15 protein-coding genes are annotated in these 15,281 nt (G+C 57.4%); 2 read left to right on the top strand and 13 right to left on the bottom strand.

Annotated elements, in window-relative coordinates; genetic code table 11:
- Window positions 1-101: 101 nt before the first annotated feature.
- The 8 genes from ACR0M9_RS19315 to ACR0M9_RS19280 are packed head-to-tail and all read right to left on the bottom strand — an operon-like array spanning window position 102 to window position 7,482.
- Complete coding sequence (locus ACR0M9_RS19315) at window positions 102-929, bottom strand: citryl-CoA lyase (protein ID WP_170417803.1); 828 nt, start codon at window positions 927-929, stop codon at window positions 102-104.
- Window positions 926-2,122: a CaiB/BaiF CoA transferase family protein gene (locus ACR0M9_RS19310; protein WP_170417806.1), complete on the bottom strand. Its 1,197-nt coding sequence runs from the start codon at window positions 2,120-2,122 to the stop codon at window positions 926-928. The genes ACR0M9_RS19315 and ACR0M9_RS19310 overlap by 4 nt, the downstream gene beginning before the upstream one ends.
- The gene (locus ACR0M9_RS19305; RefSeq protein ID WP_170417809.1) at window positions 2,122-3,567 is read right to left on the bottom strand and encodes an aldehyde dehydrogenase family protein; all 1,446 of its coding nucleotides are present in this window, start codon (window positions 3,565-3,567) and stop codon (window positions 2,122-2,124) included. The genes ACR0M9_RS19310 and ACR0M9_RS19305 overlap by 1 nt, the downstream gene beginning before the upstream one ends.
- Window positions 3,564-4,259, bottom strand: coding sequence for a hypothetical protein (locus ACR0M9_RS19300; protein ID WP_170417812.1), 696 nt, complete (start codon window positions 4,257-4,259; stop codon window positions 3,564-3,566). Before ACR0M9_RS19300 ends, ACR0M9_RS19305 begins: the two co-directional genes overlap by 4 nt.
- A complete protein-coding gene (locus ACR0M9_RS19295; protein ID WP_170417815.1) occupies window positions 4,256-5,266 on the bottom strand; it encodes an agmatinase family protein in 1,011 nt (336 codons plus the stop codon). The genes ACR0M9_RS19300 and ACR0M9_RS19295 overlap by 4 nt, the downstream gene beginning before the upstream one ends.
- The gene (locus tag ACR0M9_RS19290; protein ID WP_170417818.1) at window positions 5,263-6,138 is read right to left on the bottom strand and encodes an arginase family protein; all 876 of its coding nucleotides are present in this window, start codon (window positions 6,136-6,138) and stop codon (window positions 5,263-5,265) included. The genes ACR0M9_RS19295 and ACR0M9_RS19290 overlap by 4 nt, the downstream gene beginning before the upstream one ends.
- Window positions 6,138-6,812: a hypothetical protein gene (locus tag ACR0M9_RS19285; RefSeq protein WP_170417821.1), complete on the bottom strand. Its 675-nt coding sequence runs from the start codon at window positions 6,810-6,812 to the stop codon at window positions 6,138-6,140. Before ACR0M9_RS19285 ends, ACR0M9_RS19290 begins: the two co-directional genes overlap by 1 nt.
- Window positions 6,805-7,482, bottom strand: a complete 678-nt coding sequence (locus tag ACR0M9_RS19280; RefSeq protein ID WP_170474326.1) for an arginase family protein — start codon at window positions 7,480-7,482, stop codon at window positions 6,805-6,807. Before ACR0M9_RS19280 ends, ACR0M9_RS19285 begins: the two co-directional genes overlap by 8 nt.
- 178 nt (window positions 7,483-7,660) lie before the next feature.
- Between ACR0M9_RS19280 and ACR0M9_RS19275 the strand changes: the two genes are divergently transcribed.
- The gene (locus tag ACR0M9_RS19275; RefSeq protein WP_170417827.1) at window positions 7,661-8,368 is read left to right on the top strand and encodes an IclR family transcriptional regulator; all 708 of its coding nucleotides are present in this window, start codon (window positions 7,661-7,663) and stop codon (window positions 8,366-8,368) included.
- Between the two features lie 8 nt (window positions 8,369-8,376).
- On the opposite strand, the gene ACR0M9_RS19270 is transcribed toward ACR0M9_RS19275, so the two are convergent.
- The 4 genes from ACR0M9_RS19270 to ACR0M9_RS19255 are packed head-to-tail and all read right to left on the bottom strand — an operon-like array spanning window position 8,377 to window position 12,297.
- Window positions 8,377-9,180, bottom strand: coding sequence for an ABC transporter permease (locus ACR0M9_RS19270; RefSeq protein ID WP_170417829.1), 804 nt, complete (start codon window positions 9,178-9,180; stop codon window positions 8,377-8,379).
- A gap of 10 nt (window positions 9,181-9,190) precedes the next feature.
- The gene (locus tag ACR0M9_RS19265; RefSeq protein WP_170417832.1) at window positions 9,191-10,093 is read right to left on the bottom strand and encodes an ABC transporter permease; all 903 of its coding nucleotides are present in this window, start codon (window positions 10,091-10,093) and stop codon (window positions 9,191-9,193) included.
- On the bottom strand, window positions 10,090-11,178 hold the full coding sequence (locus ACR0M9_RS19260; RefSeq protein ID WP_170417835.1) for an ABC transporter ATP-binding protein: 1,089 nt from the start codon (window positions 11,176-11,178) through the stop codon (window positions 10,090-10,092). The genes ACR0M9_RS19265 and ACR0M9_RS19260 overlap by 4 nt, the downstream gene beginning before the upstream one ends.
- Window positions 11,179-11,238: 60 nt before the next feature.
- Window positions 11,239-12,297, bottom strand: coding sequence for an ABC transporter substrate-binding protein (locus ACR0M9_RS19255; RefSeq protein WP_170417838.1), 1,059 nt, complete (start codon window positions 12,295-12,297; stop codon window positions 11,239-11,241).
- Between the two features lie 520 nt (window positions 12,298-12,817).
- On the opposite strand from ACR0M9_RS19255, the gene ACR0M9_RS19250 reads away from it, so the two are divergent.
- Window positions 12,818-13,450, top strand: a complete 633-nt coding sequence (locus ACR0M9_RS19250; RefSeq protein ID WP_093037018.1) for a tyrosine-type recombinase/integrase — start codon at window positions 12,818-12,820, stop codon at window positions 13,448-13,450.
- A 122-nt stretch (window positions 13,451-13,572) separates the two neighbouring features.
- Here the strand turns inward: ACR0M9_RS19250 and ACR0M9_RS19245 are convergent, their stop codons facing one another.
- Complete coding sequence (locus tag ACR0M9_RS19245) at window positions 13,573-15,234, bottom strand: caspase family protein (RefSeq protein WP_170417841.1); 1,662 nt, start codon at window positions 15,232-15,234, stop codon at window positions 13,573-13,575.
- Window positions 15,235-15,281: the final 47 nt, after the last annotated feature.

Genomic DNA, 15,281 nt, shown 5'->3' with positions numbered 1-15,281 from the left:
TGCCCAATGACCGAGACCGGCAAAACAGTCCACACGCCAGTGGCGCTTCAATGCCAAGTTCGGTGTGAATTTAGGCGTTCGCACCATCAATGGTCATCGGGTTAGCGCTCCGATTTGACACCAATATATTCCGGCAGATAACGCGGCGGCATTGGCCCCTTGTTCCGCCCGCCCTGTTGAATCTGTTCCCAGCCATGAGACAAGACGCCAACCGAGCGGGAAAGACAGAACAATCCCCGGGAAAGCGGTGCCGGGAACCCCAATTCGCAAAAGATAACAGCCGTGGCCCCATCGATATTCATCGCGATATCGGCACCGCGCTTACGTCCGATTTCCGTCTGTATAGCTTCACCGATATCGGCAAATCGCCCTTCTACAGTGCCTGACATCGCGGCCTCGCGTACCAACGCCATCAATCGCGGTGCGCGGGGATCGACGGGCTTGTGGAAACGGTGGCCAAAACCCGAGACGATCTTGCCATTTTCCTCACACCAGGCGGCGATACCGTCGCGGACGGCAACTTCCTGTTCAGCGCCGTCATCCATCCGTTTGGCGACGTCGAAATAAAGCTCGGCGCATTGTTCACCGGCGCCGCCATGCACGTCACCCAACATGTTGACCCCGGTGGCCATGACGTTGTTGAGCCCCAGCCCACAGGTCGCGGCCATACGCGCTGCGGCTATCGATGGCGCCTGCGGACCATGATCCACGCCCGCCACCAGCGCGCATTCAAAAAGCGCCGCCTGTTCTGGCGTGGGCAAATTGCCGCGCACCATGAGCCAGATCATCTGAGCAAAGCTGACGTTTCCGATCAGGTCCTGGATCGGGTGGCCGCGAAAGGCGATCCGCCCCGGAGCCATGTCGATAATTTCGGTGCGCCACCAGTGGCAAATGGCATCGGCGTCATTGCGTCCTGCGGGGTCCGTCATATCGCGCCATCCTTTGCCAGTTTTTCAATGTCTTCCGGTGAAAGACCTAACTCGCTCCAGATTTGAGAGTTGTGCTGCCCCAATGTGGGCGGTGGTGCATCGACGGTGGGCGCGCTGCCGTCCAATTTGATCCCGGTCGTGGCAACCTGAATGTCGCGTCCGACGCCGGGGACGTTTTCAAACTGGTCGAGGAAACCGCGGTCTGCAACCTGCGGCATTTCCAATACTTCCGGCACTGTCAAAACCGCTCCTGATGGCACACCAATGCTATTGAGTTCCTTGGCCCAGTCGCGCGGTGACCGGGTCTTCAACACGGTCTCCAGCTCAGTTTTCAGAGCCAGCCTATTGCGTTTGCGATCCTCGCGCGTGGCATATTCAGGCCGCTCGCGCAGCGCGGCCAATCCCAGGTGGTCCGTCAGTAGCTCCCATTGCTGGTCTTTGTTTGCGGCAATGTTGATCAACCCGCCCTTCGCTTCAAACGCACCGGAAGGCGCCGAAGTGGGGTTTTCATTGCCATTGGCAGTCGGATTGACGCCGGCGATCAGATAGTTCGACACCACCCAGCCCATTGTCGCCAGCACCGATTCCAGCATCGACACATCAATAAAGGTGCCGCGCGGATTGGCGTTCAGAGCAGATGAAATCGCAAAGGCTGCGGTGATGCCCCCCACAGTGTCTGCCACCGGATATCCAACGCGCAGCGGCGCGCTGTCGCTATCCCCGGTGATCGACATCACACCCGAGGTTCCCTGTATGATCTGGTCATAAGCCGGGCGGCGTATCCACGGGCCCTCTTGGCCAAAGCCGGAGATAGCACAATAGATGAGGGTCGGATTGGCCTCTTTCAGGGTCTGGTAGCCCACGCCGAGGCGCGTCATGACGCCGGGCCGGAAGTTTTCAACCACGACATCTGCAGTTTCGACCAGTTTCAGAAAAATCTCTCGACCCCGTGGGTTCTTGAGGTTGACCGTGACCGATTTCTTGCCCGCGTTCTGGGCGAGAAAGGACACGCCCATGTTGACTTTGTTCAGCTCTGGGTCGGCCCCCAGTTGGCGGGCGAGATCGCCCCGACCGACGGCTTCGACCTTGATAACCTCGCCGCCCAGATGCGCCAGATGATGACAACAGAACGGACCGGCAAGGACATTGGTCAGATCAAGAACACGAATGCCCTTCAAAGGTGTCTGCGACATTATCCGCGCCCCGCGTGTACAACCTTGGCCGCCGTGAAAAACTCGCGGCAATAGCTGCCTTTTTCCGGTGCACCATAAGAGGATCCCTTTCGGCCCGTAAAGGGTGCGTGGAAATCCATGCCGGCGGTGGGCAGATTGACTTGTATCATGCCTGCTTCGGCGTTCTGCGAGAAGTGATCGATTTTGGCGGGATCCCGCGTGACAATTCCTGCGGACAATCCAAATTCGCAGTCGTTGGACGTGGCCAGGGCGGCGTCGTAATCCGGCACGCGTAACACGGCGGCGATGGGCCCAAAGATTTCGTCTCGTGCCACGGCTGCGTCGGGTGACACATCCGTAAACAACGCAGGCGCAAAGTAATGGCCGGTTGTTTTGGATTTGACCTCGCCACCACCTGCGGCAAGCGTTGCACCGTCATCCACAGCCTGAGACACGTATCGTTTGTCGATGGCGAGCTGCGCTTCACTGGCGACCGGACCAATCTGGGTTTCCGGAGCGCGCGCATCACCGATCCGAAGGTCTTTCATTGCCGCGCAAAGACGGTCAACAAATGCGTCGTGAATGCCCTCGGTCACAATCAGGCGGGAAGACGCTGTGCAGCGTTGTCCGGTTGAGAAAAAGCTGCCCTGAACGGCGCAGTGCACCGCCAGATCCAGATCGGCGTCATCCAGCACGATCAAGGGGTTCTTCCCCCCCATCTCCAGCTGCATTTTCGCTCCTCGCGCAAACAGCGCCGCCCCCATATGGCGACCGACGGGTGTGGAACCGGTGAATGTGACCCCGGACACCTTGGGGTGCGTAACGATTGCCTCCCCAACCTCACGGCCTTTTCCCATCACAAGGTTGAACACCCCCTCAGGCACGCCCGCACGGGCAATAATATCGGACAACATCCATGCCGATCCGGGCACCAGTTCGGCAGGTTTGAACACAACCGTATTGCCATAGGCCAGAGCGGGTGCGATTTTCCATGCGGGGATCGCCAGTGGGAAATTCCAGGGCGTGATTACGCCCACAACGCCGATTGGCTCGCGTACAACATTTAGCGACACACCTTCGCGCAGAGATTGGTAGGTGTCGCCGGTCGCACGATACGCCTCAGCCGCGAAATATTTGAACAAATGCCCGGCGCGATGCGCTTCGGCCTTGGCTTCGGGCAAGGTTTTGCCCTCTTCGCGGGCCAGCATATCGCCCAGCTCGTCTACACGGGCGAGGATTTCCGACCCGATCCGGTCGAGCGCTTCGAACCGGACCAGAGGCGATGTCTTGCGCCAATTCGGCAGGGCCGCGGCCGCGGCCTCGATTGCGTCAACCGTTTGATCGGCGCTTGCCCGGGCATACTCGCCGATCGTGTCGTTCAGGTCGGACGGGTTGACATTGGGGGCCGCGTCGCTGCTAGCAACCCATGATCCGGCGATAAAGTTGGCAAAGGGGTTTGCAGTCATAGCGCTTCCTCAAGAACTGGTCGCCACCCGATATCTTCATGCCGGTGGTCCACAGTATTCACGTAAAAATAGGTCGGGCCATGATAGCCCCTGCACACCCGCCCATCGGCCCGTCTGGCAACCGGTTCGGCGGTCCAGCTGACCGCGCCGAACCAGTTCCACAAACGGTTATGAGGCGAGGTCAGATGATCCGGGCAAAGCGGTGCTGTACTATTGGCCGGGTCCGGTTGCGGAGCGTTCAACGCCCCGCTGCCCCCCACCAGCGCATCCCATTCATTGGGGCGCGTCGCCCCCTGAAAAGGGTCACTACAGGGCGTATCCCCCCCCGTAAGCAACCGGCAGCGAAACAGGCGTCCATCAATCGACAGCTCTGTGCCATGGACATACCCCGCATCATCCAGATCCTGCCAGCTGACGCGGCTCATAAGCATCCGGTCGGCGACCATCAATCTTCTTCCACCGTCCTCAAATAGATGCCAGTTCAGGCGCAGGTTCGGGTCTTTGGGACTGTCGGTGAGCGCCCAGTTGTCCCAATTCGGGTCGCGTTCAAATTCCGGTAGGTTCCCGGGTTGCAGGCCCTCGTAAGGGCAAAGCGCTGACAGGTCTGTGATCCAGGGCCGTGTCGCGGGCGCAAGTGTTTTTCCTGCATGGGAAAACCCACCCAGCTGCTCTGTTCCTTTGTAGTCCATCATTGCTCTGTCACCGCCCCGGTCACAGGTTGTGTGCGGAAGCGACGCAGGATCCGGAACAACATTTCTGCAGCCAGAAATTCGGTACGCTCCGACGGATCAAGAGGAGGGGACACCTCAACAATATCCAGTCCACCCAACGGGGCCTCGGCCAGCCCATCCAGCAGATCGTAATACTGACGCGGTGTAATACCGCTATGAACGATTGAGCCGGTGCCGGGGAGGTAGCCAGCGTCCATCGCATCGATGTCGATTGACAGATACAGTTCGTCACATCCCTTCATGGCATGCTCCAACGCCTGACGAATTGCCTCTGCCGTCCCCAATTTATGTACGTCGCCAGCCGAAAACACCCGACCGCCCTGCTCTTCGATCAAGGCGAGTTCACCGCTGTCGACCCAACCGGTGATCCCGACCCAAACCATATTGGACACGTCGACATTGGGCAGTTCGGAAATCCGACGGGCATTGGTTGCGTGGTTATGGCTGCCCCACGCGCCAAGCCGGTCAGAGAAATCCAGATGACCGTCGATCTGGATATACCCAAAACGTGCATTTGGTGCGCGTTTGGCCAACCCACGGGAATAGCCAAGGCAGGCCGGGAAGCTATTATAGTGATCACCGCCCAGTGCCAGAGGGATCGCCCCTCCAACGCTCAGCGCCTCGGTCATTGCGGCAATGGCCTCGGTGGTTGCGTCTACATCCTCAGGGGTGATCACTGCATCCCCGCAATCCACGAGCCAGTCGCTGGCCGTTGCGCTTCTTTGGCCCGTATCTGGATCAAAACTGACCCCCTGCGGTCGCATGGATTGCAATACCGTCGTTGCCTTACGCAGCGCCTCGGGACCAAACCTGGTTCCGAGCCGGCTTGAATGTGTCCAATCGCTGGGCATACCCACCACACCGATTTGGCCCGGACGGACGTCGGCGGCATCGAGCAGAGGCCCATCAAACAGCCGATACCCCGGTTGTGCCAGAGGCGGGAGAAATGTCGTTATCGCTGCAGTCATGTCAGTACTTTTTCCTTGGAAGTTTGGCGGCGCGGAAAATCAATCCCAAAGCCGAGGCGCGCATAGATAAACGCCAGAAGAGCCGTGACCATCAGGCGTTGGCCAACCTTCACGACACCCATTCCGGGACGGTTCGGATTCAGACCGGTCAACATAATGGCGCTGACCTCGTGCCGTCCCAAAAGCTCAAGCCATTGCACCACCGTCGCAAGATCGCAGCCCCCCAAACGGGGCCGATCACAAAGCGCACTGAGCGATGTTTCAAACACCGAGAGATCAAACCGAACAAACAACGGCTTTGATGGATCCCGCCACTCTGAAAACGCGGCACGCTGCGCGGCAGTATCTCTATTTACCGGCGTGGTCGTTCCGTTCGGCAAGGGCGCAATATGAAAATCGCGCGCATCGGCTGGTGTACCGCCAAGCTGCACTGTCTGACAATGAGGGAGCGCGCTCCGCGCCGTCTCGGACATGCGATCTGATCCGCCCAAAAAGATTGCACAGGCGCCATTGTCGCTGATCTGACGCATGGCCGCCTTCAAGGCCGCGTGGATCGCATCTTCGGACCCCGGTGCAATATCTCCGAGATCACAAAGCCGCTCGTGCAGGCCATCGGTACTGATATCCTGACGCGCATCGATATCTACGGGGTGACTGAATTGTGGATTTGCGTGCCAACCGAAATAGACCGAGGTTTCGCGTAATGCACGCGGCGCCAGAGATTGCCCTGCATGAGGTGCGTTTGTATCTTCAAACGGGATGCCCAGTACGGCCAGATCTCCAGACCGGACGTCGCCGATTGCTTTGGTCTGAGAGCGCATGAACGACAGATGCCCTGCCATGCGCGGCAACGGGGCCGAACGTAGAGGCATCAGCCTGCTCCTTTCTCAAGACGAGCTGTGACCGCTTGCAGGATCGCCAGTGCAGCGCGGGTTTCAGCCTTGCCACGGTTGTCCAGTTCCGGGGCAAGCCCAAAAACCGCAGCCGCGATGGTATCGCCCGGGGTGGCGTCAATTTGCGCGATCATTTGTGCTGGTGACATTCCCGTCAGGCGATGCGGGTGCGATACCCATTTGCCCGCAAGCTCTTGTAAATCCACAGACAGGATGACCGGTTGGGTGCGGGGCAAATGGCTCACTGCGCCGCCATTGACCCCAATGATGGGAACATCCGCACCTGTGACCTGTCTTGCGGCGACGTCAAGCGCTTCCAAACCGCTGGAATCGCCGCCTACCAACACCATGCGGGCACCGGTTTCAAGAACCGATTCACATTGCGAGGCAACTGCGAGAAAATGCTTGTCAGGTTCTAGCGGAAAGACGTTCACGTCCCCAAGGTCAATTGCATTCGCGGGTGTTACTGTGGGGCAGGACGCATACCGAAGCTGGCGCGCGAGATAGCGTTGCCCTGCCGATGGCCGGGCGAGATTGTCACAAAAATAGCCTGCAATCGCGACCTGACCGGGCACGAGATCTTCCAGATCGCCAATGGATGCGCCCAGAAAACTGGGGATCGCGTCAAACTGTATTTGCGCCGCTTCACTCATTGTGCAACGCCGCGTTCAGGGTTTCGATCGCCGCCAGTTCCGACATTCCCCTGGTGTCGCGCGCAGGCGCAAGGCCGGTGATCACAATCGCCTGCCATTTACAGGACATGGCACCAATGACGGAAACCAGCGTTTCAGGTTTCATCCCGCCGGGATTTAGGCCGACGCTGCCAGCTGCATGCCCCAGATCAATGACCGATATGTCGATCCACAAGACAGCGCGCTCGGGCGTGTCAGAATAGTCGCCGTGCCCTTCATCCAACTGCCGCGCGGTGCGCCAATCCATCTTGCGCTGGCTGATCAGATCCCAGACACCAGCAGGTTGATCGCCGTTCAATCCCACCCAGATCGTGTTGGCTGTTCGCGTCGCGATATCACGCCGGGCCAACGGCATGGCCGCGACAACTGGCAGATCAGGCAAGGCCCCCAGCACACCCGAGGCGACATCAGACGCGCCACCCAAGACAACGGGTACAACACCGTGATCCACCATTTGCGTCACAAGTTGTTCCAACGCGGCAGGCCAATCCCCTGACAGGTCCAGATTGCCAAGATCCCGACCATCTACAGGCAGTCCGATCCCAAGTTGGGCAGTCATTTTGCGCAGCGCATCGGGTGCCAGAGAGGTGCCGGATCGGGGCCCGGTGTTAACTTCGCTCGGAACGCCCATAACCCCAACACAATCAGCCTTACATTGCGAATGAATGCCAAAAGGAAGGTCCGCATAACCAGCTGTTATCATTTGTTTCCGCGCGCTATTCATTGCCAGACGCCTTCGTTATTTGCGATTTCCAATTGCGCTCAAACCGGCTATAAAAAGCGACGGATTTGCGTCGAAAGGTCTGCCTATGCCCGACAAGCCCCGATCCCCTGACGCCAATGGTGGTGTCGAAGCGGTAGAGCGCGCATTGCGTGTGCTGGACATCTTTGAGCCGGGCGATGCAGGCCTCTCTTTGAAGGAGGTTGCGGACCGCAGCGGGGTCAACAAGGCGACAATTCTGCGTCTGAGCGTGTCGCTTGAAAAGTTTGGTCATATTACGCGAGACGCCGAGGGTCTGTTTCACCTCGGGCCGTCTTTGTGGCGTCTTGGATCCGTGTTTCGCCAAAACCTGCGGATGGGGCCAATTGTGCGACCGGTGCTTGCGAATTTGGTGAATGCGACCGGCGAAAGTGCGTCGTTTTATGTGCAACGCGGCAACTCTGGCGTGTGCCTCTACCGGGTCAATTCGCCAAGGCTTGCGCGGGATCACGTTCAGGAGGGCGAGATCATTCCGCTGAGCATGGGCTCTTCGGGTCAGGTGCTGGATGCTTATTCCATCCGGCAGGGAAAACAGGCGGCCAGCATCCGAAAGGCCGGGTATTATCTCAGCCTTGGTGAACGCGATCCTGACGTCGCCGGACTGTCGGTTCCTGTTCTTGGGTTCGAAGATGAATTGCTGGGCGCGATCAGCTTGTCCGGCCTGCGCGTCCGCTTCAATGACACAGCCGTCGAAAAGTATCGCGCGGCGGTCCTTGATGCCGCCCGCCAGATTCGGGTGGAGTTTGGCGAAAAATAAGACCCGCATCATTGTGCCTTGTCTTTCCGACGCCCGATCATCTGCACACCGATAAGCGCCGTGATGGACACGACAATCAGACAGGTCGAGATCGCCGCGATTGTCGGATCAAGCTGATCACGCAGTGAATTGAACATGCGCCGGGTGATTGTGGCGTTTTCCCCGCCCGAGACCAGCATCGAGATCACAACCTCGTCCAGCGACGTGATAAATGCCAGAAAAGCCCCTGTCTGGATCGAGAATTTCACCTGCGGTACGGTGATTGTCCACAATGCGTATGCACGGGACGCCCCTAAGCTGCGCGCTGCAAGCTCCTGATCGAAATCATAATTCTGCAATCCCGACATCACCGTCACGATCACGAATGGCAGCGCCAGCGCAGTATGGGCGATCACGATCCCGGTCAGTGTGTAATTGAGCCCCAGCTTGGCATAGAGGCTGAACACTCCAACAGCGATCAGGATCACTGGCACGACAATCGGCATGATCACAAGGATTTGAGCCGCGCTCCTGATACGAGGCGCAGAGCAATGCAGACCATAGGCACAAAGTGAGCCCAGGGGCGTCGCGATTGCCGTGGTCAGCGCCGCCGCGATCAGCGAGGTCTTTGTTGCGCTCATCCATTCCGGCGACGTGACATAGGCCACGTACCAGCGAAACGAGAGCGATGTCGGCGGGAATTCCAGATAGGATGCCCCCGAAAACGACATCGGGATAACGATCAGCGTGGGCAGGATGAGAAAGAACAGCACAGCAATGCCGACCACTGTCAGCCACAGGCCGTCGATTTTACGTTGTCCGACTTGTTCCATTTTCAGATCCTCAGCGCATAAACAGTTTGTCGAGCCCGAAGACACGGTTCATCAGCCAGATCATCGCCAGCGCCAGCAACAGCAGGACCACGCCCAGGGCTGATGCGGCCCCCCAGTTCGAATAGACTGTGATGGTGCTTTCGATACGCTGCGCCAGCATCTGAACCCGGCCACCGCCCAGCAAAGCCGGTGTGACAAAGAACCCAAGCGACAGGATGAAAACCAGCACGATGCCGGCAAAAAGGCCCGGCAGGGACATTGGGAAAAATACCCGCCAAAAGGCCCCGCGCGGGCTGGAACCAAGGCCCACGGCGGCTCGGACCAGGTCGCCGTCAATATTGCGCATAGTGGCGTAGAGCGGCAGAACCAAAAAAGGCAGCATGATATGCACCATGCCAATGATGGAGCCGGTCAGATTGTGCGCCAGTTGCAGCGGTTCTTCGATAATGCCAAGTGACATCAGCGACGAATTGATGATCCCATTGCGCTGCAAAAGCACCAGCCACGCATAGGTCCGCACCAGAACCGAGGTCCAGAAGGGGACCAGCACAAACACCATCAGAATGGCCGCTGTTTTGTTCGGCATCTTTGTCAGCCAGTAGCACAGCGGGTAGCCGAGAAGGACGCAAATCACCGTCACGGCAATGCTGATCTGAAACGTGACGACAAAGGTTCGCCGATAGAGAGCACTACTAAAGATGCGCGTGTAATTTTCCGTGCTCAGTTCGCCTGCCGCATTGAAAAACGACAGCGAAGACAGCCAGAAAATCGGCAGGAAGACGACGATCAAGATCGTCAAAACCGCAGGCATCGAAAGCCCAAGAAACGTCAGTTTTTCGCGGCGTTCTTCGGATTTGAGCGTGCTGGCATTCTGAAGAGTCCCAGCACCTTCATACGTCTCGGCGATACTCATGCCACATGTTCCGGTACGATGATCGTATCTTCGGGATGCAGGGCAAGGCCGATTTGCTCTCCCTTCGACGGCAACCCGGTTTGGCCCGCGCGATTGGCAGGCACACGCACATTGATCTGACCAGCGCTGTCGTGCTGAACGATCACTAGAACGCTGTCGCCCTGATAAATGATGTCATGCACTTGGCCGGACAGGTCATTGGCGGCGTCTGGCACCGCGCCTGCTGTGACTTCCAGCAACTCGGGCCGGATGATCAGACGATGGCCTCCGCTGCCCAGCGCAATAGGCGTATTGGATTTCAGAACGCGCTCGCCAAGCTGCGCCGTGTCATTCGCTACACTAACCGGCAGGGAAATGGATTCCCCGATAAAATCCGCCACAAAGAAACTATGCGGCTGGCGATAGAGCCGCTCAGGCGTCGCGATCTGTTCGATCCGCCCATGATTGACCACTGCAATCCGGTCCGACATCGTCAGGGCTTCGCGCTGGTCATGGGTCACGTAAACGACAGTTGCATCCAGCTTTTCATGCAGCGCCTTCAATTCGATTTGCATATGTTCGCGCAACTTCTTGTCGAGCGCTGACAACGGCTCATCCATCAGAATGATCTGCGGCTCAAAAACCATGGCGCGGGCAAGGGCCACGCGCTGTCTTTGTCCCCCGGATAATTGCGTGATGCGCCGGTCGCCATAACCGCCCAGCTGCACGGTCTCCAGCGCGCGCTCGGCGCGGGCCTTCTGATCGCTTTTGGACACCCCGCGAATTTTCAACGGATAAGCCACGTTTTCTGCGACCGTCATGAACGGAAACAACGCATAGCTTTGGAACACCATGCCAAGGCCGCGCTTGTGGGGCGGCGTTGCAATCATTTCCTGTTCGCCAAACCGGATCGACCCGCCATCAGGACGCACAAATCCGGCCAGCGCCATCAAAAGCGTCGTCTTGCCGGAGCCTGATGGCCCCAGCAATGTCAGGAACTCGCCCGCGGCGATGTTCAAAGACACGTCATTCAGCGCTTTGACCGATCCGTAGGCCTTGCACAGGTTGGATATATCGATGGGAAGGGAGTGGGCTGCAGGTGACATGGGGGCTCCTAACCTGACAAAAATGGGCGCAGCACAAGATGTGCCGCGCCCAGATATTTTTTACTGTTGGATCAGCGTGTCAAACTCTTCGGTCAACTCGCCCAGCTGGCCGATGTAAAAGTTCGGATCGACCAGAAGCTGCTTGCCATAGTTGTCGGGATGTGTGTTGACCTTCACTGCCATCTCATCCGAGATTATCCCGGTGCCGAAGGCACCCGAATTCACCGGACCCAACGGCATGGTCACCGCCAGCCTCGCCTGTGCTTCGGCGCTCAGCAATTCGTTGATAAGGCGCATCGCGTTGTCTTTATTCGGAGCCCCCTTGGGAACCAACAAGCAGTCCACGTCCATCGTGCCGCCATCAAAGGCATAGGCCACATCAATGCCCGACGCGATCACGCTTTCTACGCGGTTATGGCCCATATGGATCACGTCCACTTCGCCGTCACGCAGCAACTGCGCCGATTGCGACCCGCCGCGATACCAAACGGTAACTTCGGGGGCAATCTCACCCAGCTTGTCCCATGCGCGCGCCTTGCCCTCATTCGTGGCCAACGTGTCATAGATCTCGGCCATCGGCACACCATCCGCCATGAGCGCGGCTTCGAGGTTATAGTTCACCTTGCCGTGCATACCGCGCTTGCCGGGGAAGTTTTCCAGATCCCAGAACTCTGCCCAATTGGACGGGCCATTGTCGCCAAATGCATCCTTGCGATAGGCAATCACCTTGGTGAAGTTGATGAAGCCGATGTAATTGTCATGGATCAGCTCTTTCGGAATGCCTGTGGTGTCAACAATCGAATAGTCGATCGGCTCAAGGCTGCCTTCCCGGCTCAGGGTTTCACACGAAGGCAAATCCTGTTCTGTAACGTCCCATGCAACGGCACCCGCCGTGATCTGCGCGCGCACGTCCTGAATGCCGTTTGTCGTATCTTCCTTGACAGTGATATTCAGCGCACCAGCGGCAGGTTCCAGCATGGCTGAGCGCAAGGCATCCTGAAACGAGCCTCCCCAGGACGCAAACACGACCTCTCCCTCGGCAAAGGCAGGCGAAGCAATGGCCAGGCCACCTGCCACTAGCGCCGTGGTGAGCTTCAGTTTTTGGTTATCTTTCATCATGTCAGGCTCCTCCCGAACTGTTGGTTGGTTTGTGGCTTCGCGACATGCGCGGCTCCACATAATCATTCGCAATCGTTTCATCTAGCAAAACGTCATTTCAGTTTTACTAGAGCTGATGTTGGAATTGGTCAAGGATTCTTTTGCCCCGTAGGATTCACACTCCCGTTTCCTGAGCATCAGAGCCTGGAAAATCTCGCAATTCGCGCATTGGTGCAGCATTCATCTGGGTTCGATCTTGCACATATGGCGTCTGAAGCGATCTTCGTCTGACCCGAAGTTAACTGCCACCGATTGAAGCATTTGGTGGAACGTGCGGACCGCAAACTCTCACTCGCTTTGCGTTGATCCGCGAATTTGAGTGGCAGCTTCTTGACAGTATGCGCCAATTGATCCTGACGACAGAATTGGTCAATTTGGGCTCAGCCCCGACCTCGGATGCGACGCAGCATCCCGTGATATGGAGGCATCGTCAACGTCAGGTTGTCGTTGTGGGAGGGCATGGCGGATCGGAGGATCAGTCATGGAAACACCAAACTTACCGGCCATTCGTGCGCTTCGCCCGGCTTGGAACAAAGGGCGCATCGTTGGGCAAAAACGGCCACTGAAACCAAAACACGTCTGGGCAATCCGTGTTCGACTTGAACTCGCCGAGAACCATCGGGACCTGGCGCTGTTCAATATGGCAATCGACAGCAAACTGCGTGGCTGCGATCTCGTGAAGATGAAAGTCGTCGACGTGATGGCGTCCGGCCAGATCAAGGAACGAGCTTCGGTGTTGCAAAGCAAAACGCAGAAGCCGGTTCGTTTTGAAATCTCCGAAGGCACACGCGCCTCGGTTGAAAAGTGGATGGAAGATGAGCTCATGGTCGGCTCGGAGTACCTATGGCCGGGTCGTTTCCATGAACGCTTGCACATCTCGACACGCCAGTACGCCCGGATCGTCCGGGATTGGGTCACGTCGATCGGTCTGGAGGCCAGTGCATACGGAACGCATTCGATGCGGAGGACAAAAGTCACACAGATCTACAAGAAGACCGGCAACCTGCGGGCGGTCCAGCTGCTACTTGGGCACACCAAGATGGACAGCACCGTCCGGTATCTCGGTGTTGAGCTGGAAGATGCGCTTGCGATCGCAGAGGCCATTGAAATCTAACAACTTGGGCCGTCTTCGCGGACGGCCCAAACAAGACCTTGGCGAAATCTGCGGCGAACAGCGACGAGGAGCCCAGAGCGACGGTCTTCTTGCGGAGCAGGCAAGGACATCGCTTTAAAGTTTCAACTGACACGGCGTATTAGAAAATTCAGAAAAAACTGCCCGTCAATCCTGCGCGGCTCGTAGACAAGCCTTCTTCCTGGCGAAAGTCCTTCGGGCAGTTTGACGCTTATATTGACCTTATAGGGTGTCGCCTGCCCGAAATGCGAACTCAATGTGAAGCGCAATTTCAACTGACCGGAGTCATCGAATTTGCCAGTGAAGTCCCTAAACCAAGGCCCTTCGGCCGCAAAGCCTTGGGCAGATAGCAAGGTCAGCTTGTCTCCATTGCGATTGATGCGCAAGGCTGCAAGTGGCTCGATTTTTCCGGGGAAATAGGCCTTGTCGGGCCGACTGGTTGTTTGCCAATAATCATCGTCCCATCTGCGTCTGATTAAGACAATGTAGTCACCATCAAAAGTCGCGAAAGACGGCGCGACCAACTGATTACAGACTCTTCCTTGCTCTCCTCGAAGTGCGGCAAGAGTTTCACTGGTCTCGAGGCTCTCAGGCGTCAGTCCAAGATTCTCTCTAGCGCTGATATACCGAGAGAAAGCAGATCTCGTGCGTGGGCCCGCAACACCGTCCGCTGTGCCAGCGCTGCAGCCAACGCGATTTAGCTCAGTTTGTATATCACGGATCAGGCTGCGCGTCTCTGTATCATCCTTCGCGCTTTGAGGCGATGTCGGCACAAGAGCTGCTACTTTGTCTCGCGCAGTACTACTGTTGCCCGGCACTTCGTCCTTCTGGTGCTCAGCAAGCAAGTCGTCCCGCAACGAAAGGGCGAGCGCGACTGCAAAATGATCCCTTTCGCCTTCGTATCGCTCCAGAAACATCTCGATCGCATCAAGCCTTCCGAGCGAACGCGCAAGTTCAAAGTCCGCATAAATCTGGTCTTCGACACGCTCAATTTCTTCCTCTGGCGTCGAGCCTGCAGCCGCATCTGGAACAAGAAAAATGTCTCTGGCGGGAAGCGAGCCATAAGTAAATGGCTCCTGATAGCCTTCTGTCAGAGTGTAAACCCTGTCGCGGACTCGCCGAAACAACTTGCCAATCTCAAGTCCGGGTTCCTCGATGTGGTTGAGCAGAGCCTGAGCATAGGGGCTGTTGCGGCCATCGCCGTCAAGCGCCAGCGTTCCGCTCCTTGCAGCATATCCAACCAACACACCTCCCGGATCGATACGTGCAAGTCCGCGTCCAATTGAGCGGGTGCTGTTTGTGCGCTCCATAGTCGCGAGGAATGGATTGTTGCGGCAGGCGTCAACCAACACGATCTTCAAGCCGGGTGCGCCCGCGATGGAGCTAATCAATGTGTTGAGGCGGATTGCCTCGAGTTCGATGTCACGGTCGCTCCGCAGTTCCGCACTGACAGGGATCAGGAAGTTCGTGTTGTCCAACTCGATGCCGTGGCCGGCGAAGTATACGATGACCGACTCGGCGTTTTTTGCCTTTTCTCCAAAGTCACGTATGGCAAGGCGCATGTCGCGGTAATCCAGATCAAGACCTGTTGTGACCTCAAACCCGATCCTGCGCAATGCCTCTGCAATGTCGATCGCATCATTCGACGGGTTTTTGAGATTGCTGACATGTTGGTAGTTCGCATTGCCAATTACCAAGGCAACTTTGTCCGCCAGCACCATCGCAGGCAGAAAACAAAACACAACTGAGAACAGGATACGCTTCATGTGAAATATCGCCGTTAACGCGTCTACCATATGAACGTTTCCACACT

It is taken from the genome of Ruegeria sp. CH2 (genome assembly GCF_056537065.1).
This window is presented reverse-complemented; position numbering and strand designations above follow the sequence as displayed.

Coding starts and splice junctions, on each gene's coding strand:
- ACR0M9_RS19315 (WP_170417803.1), bottom strand. CDS start 929: ATGACGGACCCCGCAGGACGCAATGACGCCGATGCCATTTGCCACTGG.
- ACR0M9_RS19310 (WP_170417806.1), bottom strand. CDS start 2,122: ATGTCGCAGACACCTTTGAAGGGCATTCGTGTTCTTGATCTGACCAAT.
- ACR0M9_RS19305 (WP_170417809.1), bottom strand. CDS start 3,567: ATGACTGCAAACCCCTTTGCCAACTTTATCGCCGGATCATGGGTTGCT.
- ACR0M9_RS19300 (WP_170417812.1), bottom strand. CDS start 4,259: ATGATGGACTACAAAGGAACAGAGCAGCTGGGTGGGTTTTCCCATGCA.
- ACR0M9_RS19295 (WP_170417815.1), bottom strand. CDS start 5,266: ATGACTGCAGCGATAACGACATTTCTCCCGCCTCTGGCACAACCGGGG.
- ACR0M9_RS19290 (WP_170417818.1), bottom strand. CDS start 6,138: ATGCCTCTACGTTCGGCCCCGTTGCCGCGCATGGCAGGGCATCTGTCG.
- ACR0M9_RS19285 (WP_170417821.1), bottom strand. CDS start 6,812: ATGAGTGAAGCGGCGCAAATACAGTTTGACGCGATCCCCAGTTTTCTG.
- ACR0M9_RS19280 (WP_170474326.1), bottom strand. CDS start 7,482: ATGGGCGTTCCGAGCGAAGTTAACACCGGGCCCCGATCCGGCACCTCT.
- ACR0M9_RS19275 (WP_170417827.1), top strand. CDS start 7,661: ATGCCCGACAAGCCCCGATCCCCTGACGCCAATGGTGGTGTCGAAGCG.
- ACR0M9_RS19270 (WP_170417829.1), bottom strand. CDS start 9,180: ATGGAACAAGTCGGACAACGTAAAATCGACGGCCTGTGGCTGACAGTG.
- ACR0M9_RS19265 (WP_170417832.1), bottom strand. CDS start 10,093: ATGAGTATCGCCGAGACGTATGAAGGTGCTGGGACTCTTCAGAATGCC.
- ACR0M9_RS19260 (WP_170417835.1), bottom strand. CDS start 11,178: ATGTCACCTGCAGCCCACTCCCTTCCCATCGATATATCCAACCTGTGC.
- ACR0M9_RS19255 (WP_170417838.1), bottom strand. CDS start 12,297: ATGATGAAAGATAACCAAAAACTGAAGCTCACCACGGCGCTAGTGGCA.
- ACR0M9_RS19250 (WP_093037018.1), top strand. CDS start 12,818: ATGGAAACACCAAACTTACCGGCCATTCGTGCGCTTCGCCCGGCTTGG.
- ACR0M9_RS19245 (WP_170417841.1), bottom strand. CDS start 15,234: ATGAAGCGTATCCTGTTCTCAGTTGTGTTTTGTTTTCTGCCTGCGATG.